Raw genomic sequence first — 23,147 nt, 5'->3', positions numbered from 1 at the left:
TACAATAATCCTGTTTTTATAATGTTGGATATTTTTATATGATTATTTAATATATTTAAATGACTTTTAGAGTTTTAAATTAACCGCTCCCTGTTCCACCGCAACATTCCAGTATTCGCAATTCCCCTTTTCGTCTTCTGCCACAACCAGCGTATTCCCGGCGGAAACAGGCTTCATATTCCCCTCTTCCGCTTTCACAACTTCTTTATCCTGGCTTTTCCAGATAACTTTCCCCTGCAACGCGGTGTGTAAGGCGACGTGCGAAGTGTCTGCTTTCATCTTCACACTGTCAAAATGTATAATCCTGTCAAAACCGGCTCCGTAACAAAACACATTTATGACACTCTTTTTCAGGTCGATAACGATTACACTGAAAGCAGTCGACTTTTCGGTACCCTCCGTTTTATTGTATGTATTTCCCTTCGCATTGCGAAGCGGGCAGGCGTTGGGAAGACCGACGGTAACCATTTCATTACGGACTACATCTTTGGATATATTACTTACATTCATGTTTTTTACCGGGAAATCATGATTGTGCCCATGAATATACGGTAATACCCGCGCCGGGGTTATCCCTGAATAGTCATAAGGTAATTCTCTTCCTTTAAAGTTAAACGTTCCCTTATGTTTTTTCACATATTCGGACAGGAGAAATGCCGCATTGGCTTCCGTGTTTTTCCATAGGCCGCCCTTTGTCTGGGACAGGACCAGATGGGACACCGGCAGGATGTTCCATGCTTCCGGGTCTTCAATCCCCTTTAACTTTAACGTTTCAATCAGCCACTCCGCCTGCCGTTTACTCATATTATGGGTTGTCGTCGTGTTTTTATTATAGTCCTTTTTGTCCGGCGCTACAGTTGGCTTTCCCTCATCCGTAAAGTCTGAGGTGTTCAAACATACTATCCTGATTCTCTTTTCCGGAATATCGATATAGCCATAGTTCCCTTCCGGGTTCAGGCTGTCTGTGATCATGTTTCCATTATATTTTCCAACAAGCCCGTACAAGTCATGCATGGCGAAAAACTGTTTCAGTTCACCCTTGTCAAGTTCCATTGCGTTGGCATCATGGTTTCCGGTTAAGCGGATCTGATTTCCGCTTTGCCCGAACGCTTTATTCAGTATACCGGCTGCAGCCTGCATTTCCTCCACGCCGTCCAGGTAATTCTCACAACCTTTACCACGGTAAATGTAATCTCCAAAAGCGATTTTATAATCCACGGGTACCTGTGACGAAATTTCCTTTACCCCGAGCGCCATCTCGTTCAGAGCCCTGCCAATCTGTGCATTGCCTTTCAGGTAATGCAGATCGCTGACGCCTATAATCGTGAAAGTATGCAGATTCTGTACAGCACGGACTAAACCGGAAACCCGTTTCGCTTCCGCTTTTACATAAGCTGGAACGGTATCGTCAGAAGCCGCTGCCGGCTTCGGGCCAGGTTTGCCCTGAACTGTATTGACACTGCAGCCAAACAGGGCAACTAACAGTAACACCAGACAAAAATAAACAATTTTTCTCATTTCCCAAGTCCCCGGCACCCTATATCTCTTTTACCCGGAACGCATTGTCCCCTAACAGTTCCCTCAGTTCATCCTGCAGCGCCATATCCTGCCCGTTAACATAGTAGCGTGGGTCTAACCGGATACGCCGCCGGGATCCCATCAGTTTCAAAAAGACCATGGTGCTGCCGTGATGCTTTTGCAGGATGGCGGTCAGCGCCCTGGTCACGATGTCCGATTCCCGTTCCGGCGTTATCACCAGCTCGATAATAGCGCTGACAGGAACTTTTATGTGGCCTTGTTCGTCCTGATTTGGAGATGTTCCGGCAATGTTTTCTGCAGCATCCCTTACAGTATGTTGTGAGAATGAATTTACAGTTTGCTGTACAGCTGCGTCATACATTTCCGGATTTTCATTGGCAAAGTTATAAGCGGTCGCGTCCGTGTTCGCACTGTAATACGTATTCCCGCAGTAATCATCATTTCCGCTACGGCCGGCAAAATTATTGCCGTTTCCGCGCCGCGTATTCCGCGCCTGTGCGGCCAGCACCGGCGGTTTGCCTTCCTCCAGCAGCACCATTCGCGAAGCAATGATCTTACTGCCCCGCTCGTCCACATTGAACCGGCCTTCCACTTCCACCACAGCGTCTTCACGCAGCAACGTATGATATTCGTTGTAGGCCTGGGGGAACACCACCACTTCAATACGGGAGCTGAAGTCCTCCAGCGCCAGCACCGCCATGGAGTCGCCTTTTTTCGTCACTTTAATATCGGTGCTGCTGATGATACCGCCCACGTTGACAAACTGTCCGTCACGCACCGCCGGCGTGTCGCCCGTCAGCGTATAGAGTGGTGTCAGTTTGTCCAGCGCCTCCCGGTAGCCGTCCAAAGGATGGCCTGTCACATAAAAGCCGATGAGTTCCTTTTCATTTTTCAGCCTTACGGAACGGCTCATCTCGTCCATCTTCGGCAACGGCACAGAATTCACTTCCGCAAAATCGTCGCCGCCAAACAGGCCTATCTGCCCGCTGTTGTAATCCCGTTGCTGCTGAATGCCCAAATCCAATGTTTTTTCATACACCGCCAGCAGTTGGGACCGGTAGGCTCCCAGGGAATCCATAGCGCCGCACTTGATCAGGTTTTCCAAAAGCCGGCGGTTCAGCGTCCGGTAATTCACCCGCTTGCAGAAATCCAGAATATCCCGGAAGGGACCGCCTTCCTGCCGGGCCCGCACGATTTCCCGCACTGCGCCCTCGCCCACGCTTTTGATACCCACCAGTCCGAAACGGATGGCGCCCTTTTCCACAGAGAAACCTTCCTGGCTGGCGTTCACGTCCGGGGGCAGCATAGGGATGCCCCGATCCTTGCAGACAGTGATATACCAGCTCACTTTATCGGTGTCGCCCATGATGCTGGTAAGCAAGGCCGCAAAATATTCCGCAGGCCAGTGAGCTTTCAGGTACGCCGTCTGGTAAGCCACCATGCCGTAGGCCACCGAATGGGACTTATTAAAACCGTAACCGGCAAATTTCAGCAGAATGTCGAAAATCTCTTCACTTTTTTGCGGAGGAACGCTGTGCAGTTTCTGCGCCCCTTCCACAAAGCGGTTCTTCATGGCAATCAGGTCTTTCACCTTTTTCTTGCCCATGGCCCGGCGCAGAATGTCGGCTTCGCCCAAGGAGAAGCCTGCCAGAATGGAAGCCGTCTGCATGACCTGTTCCTGATACAGCACAACCCCGTAGGTATCTGCCAGGATTCCATCCAGCAACGGATGGATGCTTTCCACCGCGTGATGACGCTTCCGGCCTTCGATAAACTTGTCCGCCATGCCCGCGTCCAAGGGTCCCGGGCGGTACAATGCCACCAGCGGTACCAAATCCCTCATGGACCTGGGCACCAGTCGTTCCACTAGTCGGGTCATGCCCGCGCTTTCCAGCTGGAACACGCCCTGGGTGTCCCCTGCGCAGAGCATCCTGCTGACCGCCTCATCTTCCAGGGGGATGTTGTCCAGGTCAACCGTTTCCCCGGTACTCTCTTTTATGAAATGCACCGCATCGTCCATGACGGTCAGGGTACGCAGGCCCAGGAAGTCCATCTTCAGAAGGCCCAGCTCTTCCACCTGGTTCTTATCAAACTGGGTGGTGATCATCCGCTCCTGGCTGATGCCCGCTTCAATGTCTGCGGCTTCGTCCAGCTGCAGGGGCACCAGTTCAATCAGGGGTTTCGGCGCAATCACCACGCCGGCCGCATGGGTGCCACTGTTACGGGGCAGGCCTTCCACGCTTTTGGCGATGTCAATCATGCGTTTTACTTCCGGGTCGCTGTCGTACATGGCCCGCAGGTCTTTCGTCTGCAGCGCCCTGTCCAGGGTAATCCCAAGTTCCCGGGGTACCGCCTTGGCCACCCGGTCCGTCTTCGGCAGACTGATGCCCAGGGCCCGTCCTACGTCCCGGACCGCCGCACGCGCCTGTAATGTTCCGAACGTGATGATCAGCGACACATGGTCTGCTCCATACTTGCGGATCACATAGTCCAGCACTTCGCCCCGCCTGCGGTAGCAGAAATCCGTATCAATATCGGGCATGCTGACCCGTTGCGGATTCAGGAACCGTTCAAACAGTAAATCAAAATCCAGCGGATCAATGTTGGTAATATGCAGCAGATAAGCCACAATAGATCCCGCCGCGCTGCCACGGCCCGGTCCCACCGGAATGGGGTCAGGATTTCCCGCCGCGTCTTTGTGACTGCGGCAGTAATGGATAAAATCCCAAACGATCAGGAAATAGGCCGCATAGCCCATCTGTTTGATCACACCCAGCTCATACTGCAGCCGGTCCTGAATCTCTTTTTCTTTTTTCTTTCTGTTATCCTCCGACAGCTTCGTCAGCAACGTGCCATACCGTTTGGGTATTTCTTCTTCGCAAAGGGCGCGCACATATTCATTCGCGTCGTTATGGTACTCTTGCGGAATGGGAAACTCCGGCAGCAATAACTGGCCAAAGGTTAAATCTACGTTGCAGCGTTCCGCAATGGCATGGGTATTGTGCAGCGCCTCCTCATCGTCAGGGAACAGCGCCCGCATTTCCTCATAGCTCTTGCAGTAATACCAGTCGTTGTTGAAACGCATCCGGTCCGGGTCGTCCACGTTTTTATTGGTCTGAATGCAGAGCAGCACATCCTGGGCGGAAGCATCCTCCCGTTTCACGTAATGGATATCGTTGGTGACAACCAGCTTCACACCGTATTTTTCCGCAAAGATATGCAGTTGCCGGTTGACGGTCCGTTCTTCTTCCAGATCGTGGTTCTGCATTTCCAAAAAGAAATTGTCTTTGCCGAAAATATCAATATACTCCTGCAGCGCTCGTTCCGCCCCGTCCAGATTCCGCTGCAGGATCATTTGAGGAACTTCTCCCTGTATGCAGGCAGACAGACAGATGATACCCTTGCTGTATTTGCGCAGGATATCCTTATCGATGCGGGGTTTGCGGTAAAAGCCGTCAATAAAACCGAGAGACACCAGCTTCACCAGATTGTGATAGCCTTCCTGATTTTCCGCCAGCAGGATCAGATGATAACGGGGCTGCTTGTCGATGCGGTCAAAGCGGCTCCCCGGGGTAATATAACATTCACAGCCGAAGATGACCTTTATGCCGGACTTTCCCTCTTTTTCTGCTTCCTTATTCAATTTCTGCGCCGTCTGGTAGACGTCCACCGCGCCGTACATATTGCCGTGGTCGGTGATGGCAATGCTGTCCATCCCCAGTTCCATGGCGCGCTGCAGCAACTCCTTCGGTCTGGAGGCGCCGTCTAACAAACTGTATTGGGTATGCACATGCAAGTGCGTAAAAGGTACGTTCATGATTGGTTCCGTTCCGCCGCTTTCACTACAGCATTTAATTGCTTTTCAAACGTTACTTTTAATTCTTTGCCGTTTATATTTTTATTATATCATACCCTTACGATAACCTCTCCCCCGCAGCTTCCCTGACAATGCCCAGCACCCAGCGGGCTGCGTTGTTCAGATCTTCCAGGGCCAGGCATTCCTCCGTGGTATGGATCTTGTCCATTCCGGTAGCCAATAATACGGTGGGCAGACCCATACCGCACAAAAAGTTAGCGTCGCTGCAACCTCCGGTGAAACCCATGCTAACCGGGAAGCCTGATTTTTCCGCCGCAGTTGCCGCCAGTTTCACGGTCGCATGGTCTGTGTCAAGGTTGACGCCCGGCGCCACCTCTTTCACCGCAACTTCCACAGTACCGCCTTTCGCCTCAACAGCGTTTCGGAATATCTCCACTGTTTCGTTCTTTAACCGTTCCAGCTTCGTTTCATCGGGGCAGCGCATGTCAATGACGATCTCGCAGGCCTCCGGCACAATATTGCTAGCAAGTCCGCCGTCAATCATGTCCACACTTAATGTTGTCTCTGCGTCGATTCGTCCGTATGCAGGCAAAGCGTGCAAAGCGTCTGCAGTCAGCATGATGGCGTTGATACCTTTCTCCGGCTCCAGACCGGCATGGGCGCTTTTGCCTTTCACCGTCAGCTTCAGGTTGATTGCTTTGGGTGACGCGTTAAAGATAGCCCCCGGATGGCCGCCGCAGTCCATGCAGTAACCTGCGTCAGCCTGGATCATAGTTTTGTCCATGTAACGCACGCCGTAACTTCCGGTCTCTTCCCCGATTGTGAAGCAGACCTGGATATCCCCGTGGGGCAAATCGTTTTCGATGATGCATTGCATGGCTTCCAGCACGGCAGCCACACCGCTTTTATCGTCGCCGCCTAACGTGGTCGTACCGTCAGAATACAACACGCCGTCTTTTTCCATGACATGCGTTCCTGTCGTAGGCGCCACGCTGTCCATGTGCGCTTCAAAAAACAGACGCAACGCGCCGGGCACATTTCCTTTTAAAAAACCCCAGACATTTCCCGTGGTGCCGCCGCATTGTTCACCGGCCCGGTCCACCTGCGGCTCCATACCCAGTTCCTTCAATTTTTTCACTAAAAGCTCCGCTTCCTGTTTTTCATCACAGCTGGGACAGGGCACACCGACCAACTCAATAAACGTATTCTTCAGACGTTCTTCATTTATAGTAATACTCGTATTCATAGCTTGTTTCAATCCTTTCTCCTTTCAGCAAAACAAAATACTATCAGCAATATTAAACTGTTAATTCTTTTAATAATTCCGGCGTCAGCATTTCTTCCGAATACACCTTGACGCCGTGTTCCACTAGCAACTCCGCCGTAATCCCCCGCCCTGTGATTTTAGTTCCGGAAAACGTGCCGTCGTATATGTAAAACCCTGAGCAGGAAGGGCTGTTTGCTTTCATAACAGCAGAAGTGATATGATGCTGTTTCACTAACTCCAGCACCTTTTCCGCTCCCCGCCGGAAATGCTCCGTCACATCTTCACCGGCTTTATTGACAACCCGCCGCTTTTCAGGGCTGGTTCCGGAATCTGCTTCCCCGGACTGAATCTCTGCCGGAAGACGCGGTGTCGCCAATCCGCCCATCACCTCCGGGCAAACAAGCAGTACCTGCTCCTTATGCCGTTCAATCCATTCACAAAGCCAGGGCACTGCATTATTTCTTCCATTATATTTTACATTCCTGCCTGCCAGACAGGCGCTGATCAGAATCATACTTTTCTTATTCTCCTGAACTTATTACACGTCAATATGTTTCCTCTTTTATCTATTTTACCACAAATGGTAAGCTTACAATATAATTTCAAAAAACATAAACGTTGCAAAGAAAAAACATATAAATGTCCTTCTTTTGACACAAACCCATGTTACATTGTAGAAAACTGAAAAAGCACCGCTAATCAAACAATGTAAAAAATACTGCTTGCAAGGTTGCATTCTCAGCAGATGTATGCTATCATACATGTGAATTTTAAGAGGAACGGAAGGCACCGCAGAGTTTTACCGTAAAACCTCTTAGAGAATGAAGCAACAGAGTCTGATATCGCTTGGATCCGCAAAGACCGGGACGGGACGCAACAGTAAAATGTATCGCGCATCCGTTTCCGGATGGGCGATTTTTAATTAGTTGCAAACCCCACGTTATAAAAAGGGAGGTACTTGTCATTATGAAACGCAGTGAACAATTCCGGCAGGCAAACCGGGAAGCCAAGACCACCGTGCTGGCCACGATTGTCGTCATCCTCTTCTGGATCGCGGCAGGTTTCGGTCTGGCTGATTCGGATATCGTCATTTTCGACACCCCCATCTGGGTCATCGGCGGCTGCATCGTATCCTGGCTCTTTGCCGTTGTCGTAGCCTGGTGGCTGGCGGAATACGTCATTAAAGACGTTGACATGAAAGAAGACGCTACGGCGAAAGGAGGCGGCAAGTAATGGAAAATTTACTGAATCTGGCTCCCGCTCTTTTATTCCTGGCCGCGTTGCTTTACATCAGCTACTGGGTACAGCAGCAGTCCAGTGAAGCCCGTTCTTCCAACTTTGTGAAAGACTACTTCATCGGTGGACGTTCCTTAGGCGGCTTTGTCCTGGCTATGACCACGGTTGCCACCTACTCCAGCGTTTCCACTTTCGTCGGCGGGCCCGGCGTGGCCTGGCAGATCGGTTACGGCTGGCTGTACATGGCCATCGTACAGATGGTAGTCATCTTCCTTGTCATGGGTGTTTTCGGCAAGAAAATATCCCTGATTGCCCGTGAAATTGATGCGGTCACCGTCATTGATATCATCCGCGCCCGGTACAAATCCGACGCACTGGCCAATATGGCAGCTATCTTCATCGTCGCTTTCTTCTGCGCCACCATGGTCGCCCAGTTCGTTGGCGCGGCCAAACTGTTTGAAGCAGTTACCGGCTATTCCTACATGACCGGCCTCACCATGTTCGGCATCATCGTGGTCATCTACACCACCATCGGCGGGTTCAAAGGCGTAGCCATCACCGACGCCATCTGCGCCATCGCCATGATGATCGGCATGGGCATCCTGTTCTACTGCCTGCTGGACAAAGCCGGAGGTTACAGTGCCATCATGGCCCACTTCCGGGCAAACGACCCGGCCATGCTGGAACCTCTCTCCCGTGGCAAGATGCCGGTTTCCCTGTACATCAGCCAGTGGCTGCTGGTAGGCGTCTGCACCCTGGCGCTCCCCCAGTCTGTAGTCCGCAGCATCAGCTATAAAGACACCAAAGCCCTGCGTAATGCCATCATCATCGGTACCATCGTAATCGGTGTGGTAACCATCATCGCTACCTGGGTCGGCGTACTGTGCAAAGGCGTACTCACCAATCCTGATTTGGCCGCTTACGGAAACAGCGTGGACAACATCATGCCCCGCACCATCATCAGCGTCATGAGCCCCTTCTGGGCCGGCGTTGTCATCATTGGACCTATCGCGGCCACCATTTCCACTGTTTCCTCCCTGCTGCTCACCTCTTCTTCCTCCATCATCAAAGACGTGTACATGCGCCATTTGGAAAAGAGCGGGAATTCCCTGAGCAACGACGGCGTCAAACGGTTAAGCATGATCTTCACCATCCTGCTGGGCTTTGGAATCTACCTGATTTCCATCGCGCCCCCGTCTGTAATCTGGAAGATCAACATGTTCGCCTTCGGCGGACTGGAAACCGCGTTCTTCTGGGTGATGATCTTCGGCCTGTTCTGGCACAAAGCCAACAGCACCGGCGCCATATTCGCCATGGCCGGCGGCGTGGCAGCCTACTGCATCACCATGGCCCTGGGCTTCAAAGTAATGTCCCTGCACCAGATCACCATCGGTATCACCACTTCGCTGGTCTTCTTCTTTATCGGCAACGCCTTAGGCAAGATGCCCGACATGGACACCCTGAAGTTGTTCTTCCCGGATAAGTACGAAGACTAGAAACCAATGAGCCTGCAATAAAAAAGACTCGCACAATAGTAAAACCGGTATCACATTTCACTGTGATACCGGTTATTTTTTACAAGTTGCGACGGAGAAGCGCTGAAGCAAAAACACCGGGAGTGCCTGCTATGCACTTTCCTGTCATAATTAAACAACAGCGGACGTGTAAACGGCGTTATTTGTCCTCACCCAATACTTTCATAGAAGGAACGCCGCCGACAATACCGTTCTTGTCTTTGAATTCCCCAACCTTCTGCATCAGGTCGAAATAGCAGTCCCAATAGTTAGCGGATTTGGTCCATACACGGATCGTGTACACTACCGCATAGTCAGTGTAACCGGAAACCCGCACGAAAGGCGCCGGATCCTGTAACGCGGTGGGCGTATCTTTCACGGCTTGCAGCACTGCAGCATAAACATCTTCAAACTTATTGGCATAGCCGGCTTTCGTTTCAATGTCTACCCGGCGCAGATCCTCGGAAGAAAAGTTGGTGATTTTGCCGCCCATGGCTTCCGAGTTGGGAACAATGATCAGCTTGTTGTCAATGGTAAGCACTTTGGTGCAGAGCATGCTGACGTCTTTTACAAAACCTTCAATGCCTGCGATGCCAACATAATCGCCAACCTTAAAGGGTTTCGTAACTAAAATGAGGAAACCGTTGGCAACGTTGGACAAAGCTCCCTGTACGGACAGGGAAATTGCCAGACCTAACATGCCTACAACAGCCAGGACGGATGCAATCGGAATACCGATGCTGTCTGCAACCACACAAAGGGCCACAAAGTTCAGGATCACCTTGATAAAGCCTTTGACAAATCCCTGTACCGTGGTTTCCAGTTTAAAGCGGCCCAGAACCTTGTCAATAATCGGGCCCATGATCATGCTGATGATCCGGTTGAAGATGATCAGCAGGACCAGCCCCTGGATGACGGAGCCTACACTGATGTTTCCAACTTTAAAATCGAGTATTTGTTGCGCTGTGGCAATGATCTGATTCATAATTGTTTACCTCCTAAAACAAAAAATAAAGTTTCAGTCTCCTGATATTTTATTATAGCACATTCAACGTGCACCGTTAACATAAATCCATTATTTTATTTTATGCTTTCCAGTATCTGTTCTGCCCGCAGTATCTCTTCCAGTTGTTTCAGTACTTCTTTATTATAATGGTTCACCGCGGATTCCCGTTTCAAGATGGAAAATGTCAGTTCCCTGTCCTGCTTTTCCTTAAGCAGTGCAGTATAGCGGTTCACAATCAGCGCCAGTTCCGCCGCTTTCAGGCAGTTCTGCCGCTCCAGTTCCGGACGGAACGCTTCATTATCGTCTACCGGCGCGTTTAAAAACCGAAGCACCGGCTGCAGCCAGCGGCCCAGATAAAGCCCGTCTGTCAGGGAAATGACCTGGTCCACTGTCAGGTTTGTCTTTTCAGACAGTTCGACAGGGGAAGGAAACATGACGGCGATGCGGGCCTTTTTTGCCGTGGCCCAGTCCCAGTTCAGGGATTCCAGCAGTTTATTGCAATAAACCATATTCGGCGCATTGATATTCACAGGCTGTCCCAGGAGAAGCTGTCCGAATTTCCGGAACGCTTTCGCTACGTTGCAGCTTTCTTCCAGCGTATCCTCATAGAGTTTTTCTTTTAACAGTTTCTGGATGATTGCTTTTACTTCATTATAATTAATAGGCTTTACCAGAAAATTATCGGCTCCTACTTTGTAACCGTGGATACGGCTTTCCATATCCTCCAGCGCCGTCATCATGATCACCGCGATGGAATGGGTGCGCCCATCCCGTTTCAGCTCGCTGCACACCTCATAGCCGGACAGACCGGGCAGCATGATGTCCAATAAAATGATATCCGGCTGCTCCTGCCGGGCGATTTCCAGACAGGAACGGCCTTCGGTGGCAGTCAGCGCCGTGTAGCCCCAGCTTTCCAGGACATCTTTCAGCATACTGCTTAACTGTTCGTTATCATCTACCACTAAAATCTTCGGCATGGCTTTTGCTCCTTATAAAAACAACAAAACTGCTTCCATGACTTATCCGGCCTTCACTACAGCAACGCCCGGCCTGTTTATATATCCTTCCTGCTCCAGCGGCAGCAGCAAAATGGCTTCTGTACCTTTTCCCAATTCGCTTTGGAGGGAAATTGTCCCGTGGTGCAGTTCCGTCAGTTTCTTGACAATAGGCAGCCCCAGCCCTGTACCGGACTGCTTTTTGGTCATTGGGTTCTCAATCTGTTCAAATTCTTTAAAAACGCGTTCCAGATTTTCCGGCGCGATGCCGATTCCCTGATCCGCTATGCTGAGCCGCATCTGACGGGATTCTTCCATCTTTTGCACGCGGACGGAAATCCGGCTGTCAGGCGTTGAAAACTTCAGGGCATTGGACAGGAGGTTATAGATAATCTGCCGCAGCATCCGGTGGTCTGCCGTAATCTCAAAATCGTCAGGTTCAAAGACCAGCTGCATTGAAATATTGGCGTCCGGACGGAAATTGCGCATTTCGTTGACAATCGTTTCCACAAAACCGCGAATGGAAAAACAGGTGAAATCAGCTTTTGTCTTTCCCGAACGCAGGCGGGTCAGATCCAGCAGATTGTTGATCAGCGTCAGCAGGTGAGAGCCGCATTCGGAAGCGTTGTCCACATAGCGGAACTGTTTTTCATTCAGCGTGCCGCCGTAACCGCCTTTCAGGAAATCGCAGGCGTTGATGATGACGCACAGGGGCGTACGCAGCTCATGGGTAATGTTGGAAAGGAAACGGTTCTTCGTTTCGTTCAGCTGTTTCAGCTCTTCTACCGCAGATTCCAGATCCTTGGTACGGCGCCGCACCAGCAGTTCCAGGTGCTTCTGGTTCTGCCGTACCTGGGCAGCCATCAGCCAGATCAGCGGCGCGAAAAGCACAAAACAAAGCAGACCGATGACCATGGTCTGCTTCCGGTTATCCTCCACGATACCGGAAAACTGATCTTCCTGCAGACCAAAGCTGATATACCCCACCAAATCGCCGGAATAGTTCTTTAAAGGATGGTCAATAAACAAATGCGGTATGCCCCGCAGATATACCTTACCGGAATAGGTTCCGTCAGCAGCTTTGGAACTGGTAATGGAACCGGCTTTCTGCCCGACGATCCAGCTCCGGTCCTCCCCTTCGGTGGACTTGGTGGAAACATGAATGCCGTCCACCGTCAGCACCAGGAAGCCGTTGGTCGCTTTCGAACTGATATAGGAAGGAAAGTAATAATCACTGTTGCAGATACCAATCAGCACCATGCAGGCAATGACCTTGCCGGGTTTCCCCGTATCCATAACCGGCACCATGGTCACTTCGCAGAGAGCCTGCTGCATGTACTCCCCTTCACCGGCGATGCCCTGCTTCAGCTCTACCGTAAACTTTTTAAACTCTTCGCTTCCTTCTTCGAACAAATCGCTGAGGGGCATCTTTTCGTTGACATTAATGGGTCTGCCTGTCCGGCAGACTTCCCGGTTCAGACTGCCCAGCCTGCTTTCGGGGTTGAAACGGATATCGGATGCTGACCGGGCAATAATTTGGCTGTCCGGATTCAGCATAACGGCATAATCAACCCTGTTAAAGTTGTTGCGTAAAAGCGCCAGCTTTTCTTCCAGAACCCTGGTGTCCTGCTGTTCGACTGCCTGGGGCGTACTCACTTCCTGCGCTATACAGGTAGCTGCTTTACGGATACTGCCCTGCCGCTGCTGCATCTCGCTGATGACAATCGCCAGCGTAGAGCGCAGGTACCGGTCCTGGTTCCGGCTGAACTGTTCCTCCAGATAGCGGGTGGAAAAGAATGTAATCAGCGCAATCGGCAATAGAACAAACAGGGAAATGGTAAAAATCAGCCGGACCGTTAAATCATGATACCATTCATTCAGCAGCCCGGATATCCGTTCAATCAGTTTCTTCATTATTATTCGTATCTGACGCTTCTGCGCCGTTAATCTTATTATAATAGTATACTACAATCTGCATCCGGTCATGCAGGTTCAGCTTTGCAAGAATGTTGCTGATATGGGTCTTAACGGTGGTTTCACTGATAAACAGCTGCCGGGCGATCTGTTTATTGGTATAGCCCTTGCACAGCAGCTGCACTATCTCCTGTTCCCGCCGGCTGATGCGTTCATCCCGCACTTTAACCGGAAGCGCGTCTTCCTGCTTCTGTACCGTATCCTTCTGCGAAACAGTACAGTTCACATTCAGCAGCCGGAGCATGCTTTCCAGAAGCGTAAGGATGTTCCAGGTAGCTTCCTTGCTGTAGCTTGTAATATGAAAACGCTGTTTAAGGTTTTCGGGGATGGTGCTGTTTTCGTAAGTAAGTCCCCCGATTCCGGCAAAAGCGGTCAGCCTGTTATTAAAATAAACCGGGACATACAGACATGCAATCCCGAAAGGACATACGTGGATGAAGGATTCCCCTTTCTGCATGGTCTCCCTGTCCATCTGGAAATTCTCCTGGCAGCGCACAGCATGTTCCTTTTGAATGGTAAAACAAAACAGGGAATTCTGGGAACCTACAGTTAACGGATTCCCATCCATGTCCAGAAAAATCATGCTGACCCCGTAGGCCCTGGCAAAATTATCCTGAAATGTCTGCAGTTTGTCTTTACCAATGAACTGAATCCACTGATCAACAGAACCCGTCTTCTTTTTCATGATGATGCTCAACCTCTTTTATACTAACTCAAAAAATAATTCTACAGAAGTATTCTTCACCTGCCACAAGTATATGCAATAGTTTCAAATTGCGCAATACATAAAGGGTTTAAGATTTTTGTAAACCATTTTGCTAATTCTAAAGTATTACTTCTTTTGCTATAAATTTATAATAATTTTAAACACTCATACTTCTATCGTCAAAATTACACAATAAGAACTACTCTCATAACGAATCGGCTCATCCCCTTCCTACTTTCAGTCAATGCAGGATTACGCCAAACGTGTTACTTTATAAATGCAACTGTGAGACGCAAGTATGTGGGACTCATTAAAAAGGAGGAGTTATTATGGCTCAGTCCACAAAATGTCTTATTCTTCTCGCGGTGATTGCCTTATTCTTCGTTACCGAAATCATTCCTCTGGCAGTTACCGCCATGGCCGGCTCTATCGCCTGCGGCCTGCTGGGATTTATCCCGGCTAAGCAGGTGTTCAGCGGCCTGTCCAACTCCACCGTTGTTCTGTTCGCCGGCATGTTCGTTGTAGGCGCTGCTATGTTCTACACCGGCCTGGCCCAGAAAATCGGTGAAACCGTCGTTAAACTCACCGGTACCGGTGAAAACAGCCTGATGATCGGCGTTATGCTGGTTGGTGCGGGGTTATCCTCCGTTCTGTCCAACACCGGTACGGCTGCCTGCCTGCTGCCTGTAGTATTGGGCGTGTGCGCAGCAGCAAAGATCCCTGCTTCTACCGAACTGATGCCTCTGGCATTCGCCTGCGGCCTCGGCGGTATCATCACCCTGGTAGGTACGCCTCCTAACATCATCGCTTCCGGCGCTCTGGAACAGGCCGGCTATCGCGCTTTCGGATTCTTTGAATTCGCGAAGATCGGTATTCCCCTGACTCTGGCAGGTCTGGTTTACATGATGTTCATCGGCAAACACCTGCTCCCGAAACGGGTCATTTCCGAAGATACGGAAGTTGAACAGGAAATCGAAGCGAACGAAACTTCTTCCAGCAAGATGGTTGTTTCCGGCGTTATCCTGTTAGCCGTAGTTCTGACCATGGCTCTGGGTATCAAAGGCGTTACCCTGGAAATGGCTGCCATCACCGGCGCCATCGTTGCTGTTCTGACCGGCTGCTTAACTGAAAAACAGGCCTATGCATCCATCGACTGGGTAACCATTTTCCTGTTCGCCGGCATGATGCCTGTATCCTCTGCCATGAGTAAAACCGGCGCCGGCAAAGTTATCGCTGAATGGGCCGTTGGCCTGATGGGCGGGACCCCGTCCCCGATGATCGTGACCGCTGTACTGTTTATCCTGTCCTGCGGTCTGACCCAGTTCATGTCCAACACGGCGTCTGCAGCTCTGCTGTGCCCGATCGGTATCGCGATTTCCAAACAGCTGGGCGCTGATCCGGCAGCCGTTCTGATGGCTATCGCAGTTGCAGCATCCTGCGCATTCGCTACCCCGGTAGGCACGCCTCCGAACACCCTGGTATTAGGTCCTGGCGGATTCAAATTTATGGACTACGTAAAAGCAGGTACCGGTCTGGTAATCGTTTGCTTTGTAATCTCCCTGATTCTGATTCCTATGTTCTGGCCTTTCTTCCCCGGCAAATAATCTGCGGAGAATCTTCCATTACATAAGGTTTCAGATCATCTCAGTTTTGTCCCGGCTGCCGTGGCTCACAGGCGGCAGCCGGTATATTCCAAAGTTTTGCAGTTGCGATTTTTTCATCCTGGAAAATTCGCGGAGATTTTCCAGCTGTTTACCCGAAACAAAAATTGTGTAAAGAATCGAGGACGTATTTATGGAAGCATTAATTGTTTCTCTCCAGTCCGTATGGAATGACTCCGGTTTCGAGGGTCTGACCAGCGGTAACGTAATCATGCTCCTGGTAGGCTTGATTCTGCTCTACCTGGCTATCGGCAAGGGTTTCGAACCTCTGCTGCTGTCCAACATCGCCTTCGGCTGCCTGTTGGGCAATATCCCCAAGACCGGCTTCTTTGATGAACCCGGCGTTATGCAGGTTATCCTGTACGGTATCAACCACGAAGTATTCCCTCCGCTGATTTTCATGGGTGTCGGCGCCATGACCGACTTCGGTCCGCTGCTGGCTAACCCGAAGACCCTGCTGCTGGGCGCTGCTGCCCAGGGCGGTGTGTTCGTTTGCTTAATCGGCGCTATGCTGTTAGGCTTCGACCTGCGTGAAGCGGCTTCTATCGGTATTATCGGCGGCGCTGACGGCCCGACCGCTATTTACCTGACCGTTAAGATGGCTCCCCATCTGCTGGGCGCTATCGCCGTAGCTGCTTACTCCTACATGTCTCTGGTTCCGCTGATCCAGCCGCCTATCATGACGCTGTGCACCAGCAAAGCCGACCGCATGATCAAAATGGACCAGCTGCGTACCGTAACCAAGTTTGAACGCATCATTTTCCCGATTGCTTCCACCATTTTCATTTCCTTACTGTTACCTCCGGTATGCGCCCTGATCGGTATGCTGATGTTAGGTAATCTGTATAAGGAAGCCGGCTGCCTGGACCGTCTGAGCGACACTGCCCAGAACGCGCTGATGAACATCGTAACGATTTTCCTGTCCGTTGGTACCGGCCTGACCATGGAAGCAGACAAGTTCCTGAAATACCAGACTATCCTGATTATCTGCTTAGGTCTGGTTGCTTTCGCAGCCGGCACGGCCATGGGTTGTCTCTTTGGCCAGCTGATGAAGATTTCTTCCGGTGGTAAAGTGAATCCGCTGATCGGATCCGCGGGCGTATCCGCAGTTCCGATGGCTGCCCGTGTATCCCAGGTTGTTGGTCAGAAGGCTAATCCTTCCAACTTCCTGCTGATGCATGCCATGGGTCCCAACGTAGCAGGCGTTATCGGTACCGCTGTAGCAGCTGGTACCATGCTGGCTATGATCGGACCTGCCGGCAAATAATGGTTGCCGTGTAGTTTTTTCTTTTCGCCGGCTGTAACAGCAGCCGGCCCTTTTCAATAATAACCATGCCGCAGCGGGCGTGGTTGTTATAAGGGCAGCCGGTGAAACCTTTTTCACACCGTTGTCCTTTAACTTCACTCCTCCTCTTGCCGTAAGGACGTGAGACACCCTTGCGGTATGCGGTTTCAGAGCTTCCGCCGTCAGTGAAGTTAAAAAAGAACACCCTGTACGTTTCCGGTAATCCGAAAGACATGCAGGGTGTTTTACTTTAAACAACCGGTTAATTATCTGCTGATTCAGCTCTAAAATCAAGTTGCTATTCCCAAAAATCGTTTATAAAAGAGTTCCTCGTGGAACCCTTTGAATATGATATAATGAATATTAAAGTTATTAGCATAAACAGGCCTGAGGTAATAGCGAAAAACTAAATGTAGTGAACAGGAGTTGTAGAACATGATCAGTTTGCAAAACGATTACAGCGAAGGCGCCCATCCGCAAATTCTGAAACGGCTGGCAGAAATCAATCTGGAGCAGAATCCCGGTTACTGCAGCGATGCTTACTGCGCCGGCGCAGCGGAAAAAATCCGTAAGGCCTGCGCCTGCCCGGAAGCGGAAGTTTTCTTCTTAGTTGGCGGAACCCAGACCAACCAGGTCGTCATTGACACCATGCTGGCGTCCTACGAAGGGGTCGTGGCAGCCCTCACGGGGCATGTAAGCACCCACGAAGCCGGAGCCATTGAATTTACCGGCCATAAAGTGCTGGAATTGCCCCAGCATGAAGGAAAGATACAGGCGGCAGAACTCCGGGAACTTGCCAGCGGGTTCTGGCAGGACGGCAACCATGAGCACATGGTTTTCCCCGGCATGGTCTATATCTCCCACCCGACCGAATATGGCACACTGTACAGCAAAGAGGAACTGGAAGCCATATCGCAGACCTGCCATGAGTATAAACTGCCTTTATATATGGACGGCGCCCGGCTGGCCTACGGGCTGACAGCTCCCGGTACGGATGTTACGTTGCAGGATATTGCCCGCCTTTGTGATGTGTTTTATATCGGCGGCACCAAATGCGGCGCGTTTTTCGGGGAAGCCGTCGTATTTACCAAAAACAATATGCCCGCCCGTTTCCTGACCCGGGTCAAACAGCACGGCGCGCTGCTGGCCAAAGGGCATATGCTGGGAATCCAGTTTGATACCCTGTTTACAGACAACCTGTATAATGAAATCGGCGCCCACGCCATCCGGCTCGCACAGATCTTACAAAAGGGCTTTCTGGATGCAGGTTTACAACTTTCTATCAACTCTCCCACTAACCAGCAATTTGTGGAACTGCCCGATACTGTGATCAAGAGACTGGACGAAAAGGGTGTCGTTTACAGCTTCTGGGAAAAGACCTCCCCCGGCAAAACCGTCATCCGCTTTGTCACCAGCTGGGCAACAAAAGAAGAAACCGTACGTGAACTGATCAGAATTTTGAAAGAAGTAGTATAATTTAAAACCTTGCGAAAAACGGTACATAGTTTATGCAGAACCAGCCCAAAGCCGTTACCAGCAGTACATTGAGAACAGTCAGCCTCAGGCCCTTGCGAATCTGCAGCCCGGCGTCCAGTCCGTAAGATACAGGAATCGCGCGGGTAGAAACCGGCAGAACGTAGGCGCAGTTCACTGCCACTACCGTAAGCAGCATATAGGGCACCGGATTCAGCCTGAGAGTCTGGGTAATGCTGATGACCACCGGCAGCGCGATGGAAGCGGCCGCCGTATTGCTGGACATTTCTGTAAGAAAACAACCGAACGCTGCAAACAGCGCAATGGTTCCCAGCCCGCCGGAAGGCCCGCTTGCGGCAATCAAAGCCGTCAACTGCTTTACCGCTCCGGTTTCAATCAGCATGCGTCCCAGGGCCATACCGCTGGCAAAAAGGAACATCATGCCCCACATGACATGGCTTTCCGCATATTTCCAGTCCAGCATCACTTCACCGTTCTCATCACGCAGCACAAACATCAGCAAGCCCAACGTCAGAAATGAATAAGCAGGCTTCAGCCCGGGCAACAGTTCCGCGTAAAGAGGACGCAGGAACGCCAGGAGTGTAGCCAGCACAAATAACGTTAGCCCTATTTTTTCGCCCCGCTTCAACGGTCCGAACTCTTCACTTAACTTTTTAAAATAGGAAGCTGAACCGTTTAAATCCTGTGTAGTGCGATTGATCTGCCAGAGAAAGAACAGGTTTAAAAGAAAAACCAGAAACAGGATTGGCACAAACCGCAGCACCCAGTCCACGTACATGAATTCATGTCCCGTAAGCTGTTCCATGTAGGCAATGGCAACCAGGTTTGCCGCGCCGCCGATGGGAGAGCCGAAGCCGCCGATGCCACTGCCCCAGCCAATTGCCAGCAGAATCGGCGCAGATTGCCGGACATCCGGATTCTTGCCGCCGTTCACAAACTTCAGCATGGCTGCCGCAATGGGACAAAGAATCGCCGCTACCACCACGTTCGGCAGAAAGACGGAGAGAACTACCGATGCTCCCAGCCATGCCAGGATCTGCTGCCGCATGGATGTGCCGATACCGCACAACGCTTTCACAGCCACACGCCGGTCCAGACCGGTACGGCTCCAGGTCAGGCAAATCAGGTCGGCCCCCAGCAGCAGTACCACGATTTCCGAAAAATAATTACTGATTACGTGCCCGCTGGGAATCAGATTCAATACTGCATTGACGGCAATCGGCAACAGCGCCGTCACCGCAATTCCCACCGGACGGAATACCCACCACAGCGCCATCCAGGCCGCCATTCCCAGGGCGCTTGCCGCCGCGCTGCCAAAGGATTGCGCCGTGAACCGCAGCAGCAAAAACGCCAGCGGTCCTGACAGTAATGCAAAATTACGTTTCATATCCGAACTCATAAATATCGCCTCCAAAGCGTTACGGAAAGACTGTTTCATTCGTTTACATATCCGCCTGTGTCTTCCAAAATCTTCACAAAAACAAAAACCGCTGGCTTTTCAACCAACGTTTCTTTCAGGCTATCGTATTTGTTTTTCTATATTATAAACCCTGATTATACAGATTTCAAGCTGAAATAATGTTGTTAAGGAGGATGAACATGTCAAAATTAGTGGTAATCGTACAGTGCGAACTGGTGACCAAGCGCTGCTCCGGCTATAATTGCATGAAAGCATTTACCCAGCGCAGCGGGAAAATGGAAGGATATCCGGAAGGAGCACGTTACATGGTCATGAACTGCGGCGGCTGCTGCGGAGCGGGGATCGATGTAAAAATCGAAAATCTGGAAAAACGGCTGTTGGCCAATGAAGAAAAGAAAGAAGATGTTGTAATCCATCTGTCCACCTGTATCTGCTCGGAGAATCATCACCGCCTGCCCTGCCCCTTCAGGAATTATCTGAAAAAGACTATAGAACGCCGGGGCTTCAAGGTTATTGAAGGAACCTATATTTCCCAGACGGCAACCCGCAGAAGGGCAGAGGGAATCTACCAGCCCTTTGAATGACCAAACAGTAATGCCGCCAATCATCACAGTGATGGTTGACGGCATTTCTTTATGCATTGCCGCTATTTCACTTCCTCCACGTCATAGTAAAAGTCCAGCGGGTTCAGCTTTACCATTTTTTTCTTGCTGACCCGGTTGTGCAGCGGGTTGCCATACACGATGACCGCATAATCTTTGTCGAGGATGTCCTGCATCTCCTGCAGGGTTTTTGCATTGTCGAAAGCAGGATTGTTGTATCTGGTATGATTCTCCGGGCTTTTGCTGTCGAAATACAGACGGTAATAATTCTCCACAGTACCGCTCTGAATATTGGTTGTAGACGAAAGAACAAGGTCATAATCGCCGCTCACTTCCACGTCGCGCAGCGCGTTCACGTGCACCGACTGCAGTTTGATGTCGATGCCTGCCTTTTTGGCCTGGAGCTGGGTGGCTTCCGCAATTATTTTGAATTCCGGCCGGCTTTCGTAGAACACCATCTTCAGGGTGACCGGCTTATCTGCTTTTACCGGATTATAAATCCGATTGGATTTTGTATAGCGGGAATAGTTAGGATTGCAGACCACATAACCCCGCAGCGGTTTTTCCATATCCTGCAGATTGATGCACTCCGCCAGAATTTTACGCAGCTTCGGATCGCTTAACGGCCGGCCCGGCGCCATGTTCATCCTGCTCATGATGGTACGGGCCCCGCCGACTTCTTCATGCTCGCGTCCTTTGTAATACTGCGGGTCAACATCGAACACAACATCTACATCTCCCGTTTCAATAGCCATGCCCCGGGTAGCATTATGACCTATGGCAAGGTATTCATATTTTCTGCCGTTACGCTCTACCACCGCTTTCTCGGCGGAATAGAAAATTACCTTGCCGCCGGTATACACGTTGCCGCCTTTGGCAATGCAGAACACGGGATCGGTAAGGACAGACTTCTCGCCAACATATTCAAACGTGTTGTCCGTCAGCACTTTCCAGCTGCTGTTCTTCATCACTTCTCTGGCACGGACGTTCTTTGCACAGGAATCGGTCAGGCTGTCGCAGATATCTTTGGCAGTCACCCTGCTGCCGTCGGTAAATTTTACGTTCTTTACCGTAAACACCTTCCCGTCAAAGTCTGCCAGCCAGGGAACCAGTTTTCCGTCTGCATCGAACTTCAAAACGGTTTCGCCTACCCCGATACGCGTGGTGGACCAGCCGTCATACCCTTTCGTGTGATCGTACGTAGCCATTAAGTGGGGCACGCCCACCTTGAACACCGCCGCTTCTTTTTTCTTTTCCCCGGCACAGCTGGACAATACCAGTGCAGCCAGCATAATAACACATAAAAGCTTCTTCACCTTCATATTACATTTCTCCTTCCCATAATGCCGGCATACTTCGTAAAAGCCGGATACAATCTATTCCGCTTACATAATTAGTTTCCTGGTTGCCTGTCCAGCTTGCAATCATGCACTTTTTTCGGCCTCGCTGTTTTTTATGAGCAACTCTTCCGCTCACTCCTGCAACTATGCTGCACAGAAAACAAAAAAGCTATGAAGCGGCTGGCTCCTTCCGGAACCGGTAAGCCTTCATAGCTTTAGCATTTGTATTCAGTTAAGGACAAAACTGTTAGTGCTTTGCTTCGCTTTTGCGAAGCCCGTCACTCTTGTGACAATTCATTATAACATGTGTCGGAATAATTATGCAAACATTTCCTCAGATGTTTAGTTCATTTTTCCGCAATCTTCCGTATAATGTCCACAGCGTCCTGGAGATATTCCGCAACCTTCTTTTCTTCTACGCCGGCAATGTAAGCCCGGCAGTGATTCATGGGGATCAGCACCACCTTTGCCTTGCTGGAAGAAACTGCCATGGCAATAGCCGGGCTGATTTCCCCGTGCAGGGCGTTGGCCATGATGATGCCCGCCGGCCCGATGATTACATCTGCTTCTGCTGCATTAAACAAAATCGCGTTTTCACCAGTGGCCGCAAAAGACGGGCCGCCTTTCAGCATGGTTTCCGTAGCGATGGAATTCGTACCGGTCGCCCCGACTTCCGCATCCGGAAAATTTTTAACAAGCAACTCCACTAAAGAACGGCCGATACCGCCGCCCTGTCCGTCAATTACAAGAATACGCATAATTAGCCTCTCTAAATTCTCAGATTTTTATTGAACCACTGATTAATCCAGACACATACCCTGCCGGAAATCGCATAAATTAATTTTATAAACGTTTCCCAACCTCACCGTACCGGCAGGATTTCCAGCCAGTAGCCGTCCGGGTCGTTGATAAAATAGATGCCCATCACCGGATTTTCATAACAGATGCAGCCCATCTTCTTGTGTTTTTCATGCAAGGCTTCATAATCATCGGTAACAAAAGCCAGATGGAATTCATTCTCTCCCAGGTTATAGGGTTCCTTACGGTCTTTCAGCCAGGTCAGTTCCAGCGTATGGGGCGTTTCGCCGTTGTCGCCTAAATAAACTAATGTAAAATCCGGTTTTTCTACCCGCCGGACTTCTTTCAGGTTTAACGCTTCCTCATAAAACGCCATGCTTTTTTCCAAGTTCAGTACGTTAAAATTATTGTGGGCAAATTTAATCATGGTTCACTGCTCCTTCCAGTTCTTTCCGTATATTAATTCAGGGGATTTCTGTTTATATTATACCAT

At 50.5% G+C, this 23,147-nt stretch carries 18 protein-coding genes; 6 read left to right on the top strand and 12 right to left on the bottom strand.

What is annotated here, in order from left to right; translation table 11 throughout:
* Positions 1-66: 66 nt before the first annotated feature.
* The 4 genes from BM159_RS04210 to BM159_RS04195 all read right to left on the bottom strand — a co-directional run bounded on the left by BM159_RS04210 (position 67) and on the right by BM159_RS04195 (position 7,137).
* Positions 67-1,518, bottom strand: coding sequence for a metallophosphoesterase (locus tag BM159_RS04210; protein ID WP_093913011.1), 1,452 nt, complete (start codon positions 1,516-1,518; stop codon positions 67-69).
* 19 nt (positions 1,519-1,537) lie between these two features.
* The gene (locus BM159_RS04205; RefSeq protein ID WP_093913010.1) at positions 1,538-5,356 is read right to left on the bottom strand and encodes a DNA polymerase III subunit alpha; all 3,819 of its coding nucleotides are present in this window, start codon (positions 5,354-5,356) and stop codon (positions 1,538-1,540) included.
* Positions 5,357-5,453: 97 nt separating this feature from the next.
* Positions 5,454-6,602 (bottom strand): M20/M25/M40 family metallo-hydrolase, encoded by a 1,149-nt coding sequence (locus BM159_RS04200; protein WP_093913009.1) that lies wholly within the window; start codon positions 6,600-6,602, stop codon positions 5,454-5,456.
* Positions 6,603-6,654: 52 nt separating this feature from the next.
* Positions 6,655-7,137, bottom strand: coding sequence for a 2-thiouracil desulfurase family protein (locus BM159_RS04195; protein WP_093913008.1), 483 nt, complete (start codon positions 7,135-7,137; stop codon positions 6,655-6,657).
* Between the two features lie 452 nt (positions 7,138-7,589).
* On the opposite strand from BM159_RS04195, the gene BM159_RS04190 reads away from it, so the two are divergent.
* A complete protein-coding gene (locus BM159_RS04190; RefSeq protein ID WP_093730409.1) occupies positions 7,590-7,856 on the top strand; it encodes a YhdT family protein in 267 nt (88 codons plus the stop codon).
* On the top strand, positions 7,856-9,355 hold the full coding sequence (panF, locus tag BM159_RS04185) for a sodium/pantothenate symporter (protein WP_093913007.1): 1,500 nt from the start codon (positions 7,856-7,858) through the stop codon (positions 9,353-9,355). Before BM159_RS04190 ends, panF begins: the two co-directional genes overlap by 1 nt.
* Before the next feature lie 178 nt (positions 9,356-9,533).
* Here the strand turns inward: panF and BM159_RS04180 are convergent, their stop codons facing one another.
* From BM159_RS04180 to BM159_RS04165, 4 genes are all read right to left on the bottom strand, one after another.
* Positions 9,534-10,358: a mechanosensitive ion channel family protein gene (locus BM159_RS04180; protein WP_093913006.1), complete on the bottom strand. Its 825-nt coding sequence runs from the start codon at positions 10,356-10,358 to the stop codon at positions 9,534-9,536.
* Positions 10,359-10,453: 95 nt separating this feature from the next.
* Entirely contained in the window at positions 10,454-11,356 is a 903-nt protein-coding gene (locus tag BM159_RS04175; protein WP_093913005.1) for a response regulator, read from the bottom strand.
* Positions 11,357-11,398: 42 nt separating this feature from the next.
* Positions 11,399-13,288, bottom strand: a complete 1,890-nt coding sequence (locus tag BM159_RS04170) for a sensor histidine kinase (RefSeq protein WP_093913004.1) — start codon at positions 13,286-13,288, stop codon at positions 11,399-11,401.
* Entirely contained in the window at positions 13,272-14,033 is a 762-nt protein-coding gene (locus tag BM159_RS04165; RefSeq protein ID WP_093913003.1) for a LuxR family transcriptional regulator, read from the bottom strand. Before BM159_RS04165 ends, BM159_RS04170 begins: the two co-directional genes overlap by 17 nt.
* 350 nt (positions 14,034-14,383) lie before the next feature.
* Here BM159_RS04165 and BM159_RS04160 point away from each other — a divergent pair, with 350 nt between their 5' ends.
* From BM159_RS04160 to BM159_RS04145, 3 genes are all read left to right on the top strand, one after another.
* Entirely contained in the window at positions 14,384-15,658 is a 1,275-nt protein-coding gene (locus BM159_RS04160; RefSeq protein WP_093913002.1) for an SLC13 family permease, read from the top strand.
* Positions 15,659-15,848: 190 nt separating this feature from the next.
* Positions 15,849-16,982, top strand: a complete 1,134-nt coding sequence (locus BM159_RS04155) for a sodium ion-translocating decarboxylase subunit beta (RefSeq protein ID WP_093913001.1) — start codon at positions 15,849-15,851, stop codon at positions 16,980-16,982.
* Positions 16,983-17,435: 453 nt separating this feature from the next.
* Complete coding sequence (locus tag BM159_RS04145) at positions 17,436-18,476, top strand: threonine aldolase family protein (protein ID WP_093912999.1); 1,041 nt, start codon at positions 17,436-17,438, stop codon at positions 18,474-18,476.
* A 1-nt stretch (position 18,477) separates the two neighbouring features.
* On the opposite strand, the gene BM159_RS04140 is transcribed toward BM159_RS04145, so the two are convergent.
* Positions 18,478-19,893 (bottom strand): SLC13 family permease, encoded by a 1,416-nt coding sequence (locus BM159_RS04140; protein WP_245763631.1) that lies wholly within the window; start codon positions 19,891-19,893, stop codon positions 18,478-18,480.
* A gap of 200 nt (positions 19,894-20,093) precedes the next feature.
* Between BM159_RS04140 and BM159_RS04135 the strand changes: the two genes are divergently transcribed.
* Positions 20,094-20,498, top strand: a complete 405-nt coding sequence (locus BM159_RS04135; RefSeq protein WP_093912998.1) for a CGGC domain-containing protein — start codon at positions 20,094-20,096, stop codon at positions 20,496-20,498.
* Between the two features lie 62 nt (positions 20,499-20,560).
* On the opposite strand, the gene BM159_RS04130 is transcribed toward BM159_RS04135, so the two are convergent.
* The 3 genes from BM159_RS04130 to BM159_RS04120 all read right to left on the bottom strand — a co-directional run bounded on the left by BM159_RS04130 (position 20,561) and on the right by BM159_RS04120 (position 23,081).
* Positions 20,561-21,838: an ABC transporter substrate-binding protein gene (locus BM159_RS04130; protein ID WP_093912997.1), complete on the bottom strand. Its 1,278-nt coding sequence runs from the start codon at positions 21,836-21,838 to the stop codon at positions 20,561-20,563.
* A gap of 365 nt (positions 21,839-22,203) precedes the next feature.
* Positions 22,204-22,614, bottom strand: coding sequence for a DUF3842 family protein (locus BM159_RS04125; protein ID WP_093912996.1), 411 nt, complete (start codon positions 22,612-22,614; stop codon positions 22,204-22,206).
* Between the two features lie 104 nt (positions 22,615-22,718).
* Positions 22,719-23,081, bottom strand: a complete 363-nt coding sequence (locus tag BM159_RS04120; RefSeq protein WP_093912995.1) for a VOC family protein — start codon at positions 23,079-23,081, stop codon at positions 22,719-22,721.
* Positions 23,082-23,147 lie beyond the last annotated feature (66 nt).

Origin of the sequence: Succiniclasticum ruminis DSM 9236 (assembly GCF_900112895.1) — a bacterium.
In the GTDB taxonomy this organism is placed as follows: Bacteria; Bacillota; Negativicutes; order Acidaminococcales; family Acidaminococcaceae; genus Succiniclasticum; species Succiniclasticum ruminis.
Note: the sequence above shows the minus strand (reverse complement) of the source record. Positions and strands in the feature narration are given on the sequence as shown.

Bases quoted from the DNA above. Each gene is read 5' to 3' on its own strand.
- BM159_RS04170 (WP_093913004.1), bottom strand. From the start codon at position 13,288: ATGAAGAAACTGATTGAACGGATATCCGGGCTGCTGAATGAATGGTAT.
- BM159_RS04155 (WP_093913001.1), top strand. From the start codon at position 15,849: ATGGAAGCATTAATTGTTTCTCTCCAGTCCGTATGGAATGACTCCGGT.
- BM159_RS04195 (WP_093913008.1), bottom strand. From the start codon at position 7,137: ATGATTCTGATCAGCGCCTGTCTGGCAGGCAGGAATGTAAAATATAAT.
- BM159_RS04140 (WP_245763631.1), bottom strand. From the start codon at position 19,893: ATGAGTTCGGATATGAAACGTAATTTTGCATTACTGTCAGGACCGCTG.
- BM159_RS04175 (WP_093913005.1), bottom strand. From the start codon at position 11,356: ATGCCGAAGATTTTAGTGGTAGATGATAACGAACAGTTAAGCAGTATG.
- BM159_RS04190 (WP_093730409.1), top strand. From the start codon at position 7,590: ATGAAACGCAGTGAACAATTCCGGCAGGCAAACCGGGAAGCCAAGACC.
- BM159_RS04145 (WP_093912999.1), top strand. From the start codon at position 17,436: ATGATCAGTTTGCAAAACGATTACAGCGAAGGCGCCCATCCGCAAATT.
- BM159_RS04120 (WP_093912995.1), bottom strand. From the start codon at position 23,081: ATGATTAAATTTGCCCACAATAATTTTAACGTACTGAACTTGGAAAAA.
- BM159_RS04130 (WP_093912997.1), bottom strand. From the start codon at position 21,838: ATGAAGGTGAAGAAGCTTTTATGTGTTATTATGCTGGCTGCACTGGTA.
- BM159_RS04135 (WP_093912998.1), top strand. From the start codon at position 20,094: ATGTCAAAATTAGTGGTAATCGTACAGTGCGAACTGGTGACCAAGCGC.
- BM159_RS04205 (WP_093913010.1), bottom strand. From the start codon at position 5,356: ATGAACGTACCTTTTACGCACTTGCATGTGCATACCCAATACAGTTTG.
- BM159_RS04165 (WP_093913003.1), bottom strand. From the start codon at position 14,033: ATGAAAAAGAAGACGGGTTCTGTTGATCAGTGGATTCAGTTCATTGGT.
- BM159_RS04160 (WP_093913002.1), top strand. From the start codon at position 14,384: ATGGCTCAGTCCACAAAATGTCTTATTCTTCTCGCGGTGATTGCCTTA.
- BM159_RS04210 (WP_093913011.1), bottom strand. From the start codon at position 1,518: ATGAGAAAAATTGTTTATTTTTGTCTGGTGTTACTGTTAGTTGCCCTG.
- BM159_RS04125 (WP_093912996.1), bottom strand. From the start codon at position 22,614: ATGCGTATTCTTGTAATTGACGGACAGGGCGGCGGTATCGGCCGTTCT.
- BM159_RS04180 (WP_093913006.1), bottom strand. From the start codon at position 10,358: ATGAATCAGATCATTGCCACAGCGCAACAAATACTCGATTTTAAAGTT.
- BM159_RS04200 (WP_093913009.1), bottom strand. From the start codon at position 6,602: ATGAATACGAGTATTACTATAAATGAAGAACGTCTGAAGAATACGTTT.
- panF (WP_093913007.1), top strand. From the start codon at position 7,856: ATGGAAAATTTACTGAATCTGGCTCCCGCTCTTTTATTCCTGGCCGCG.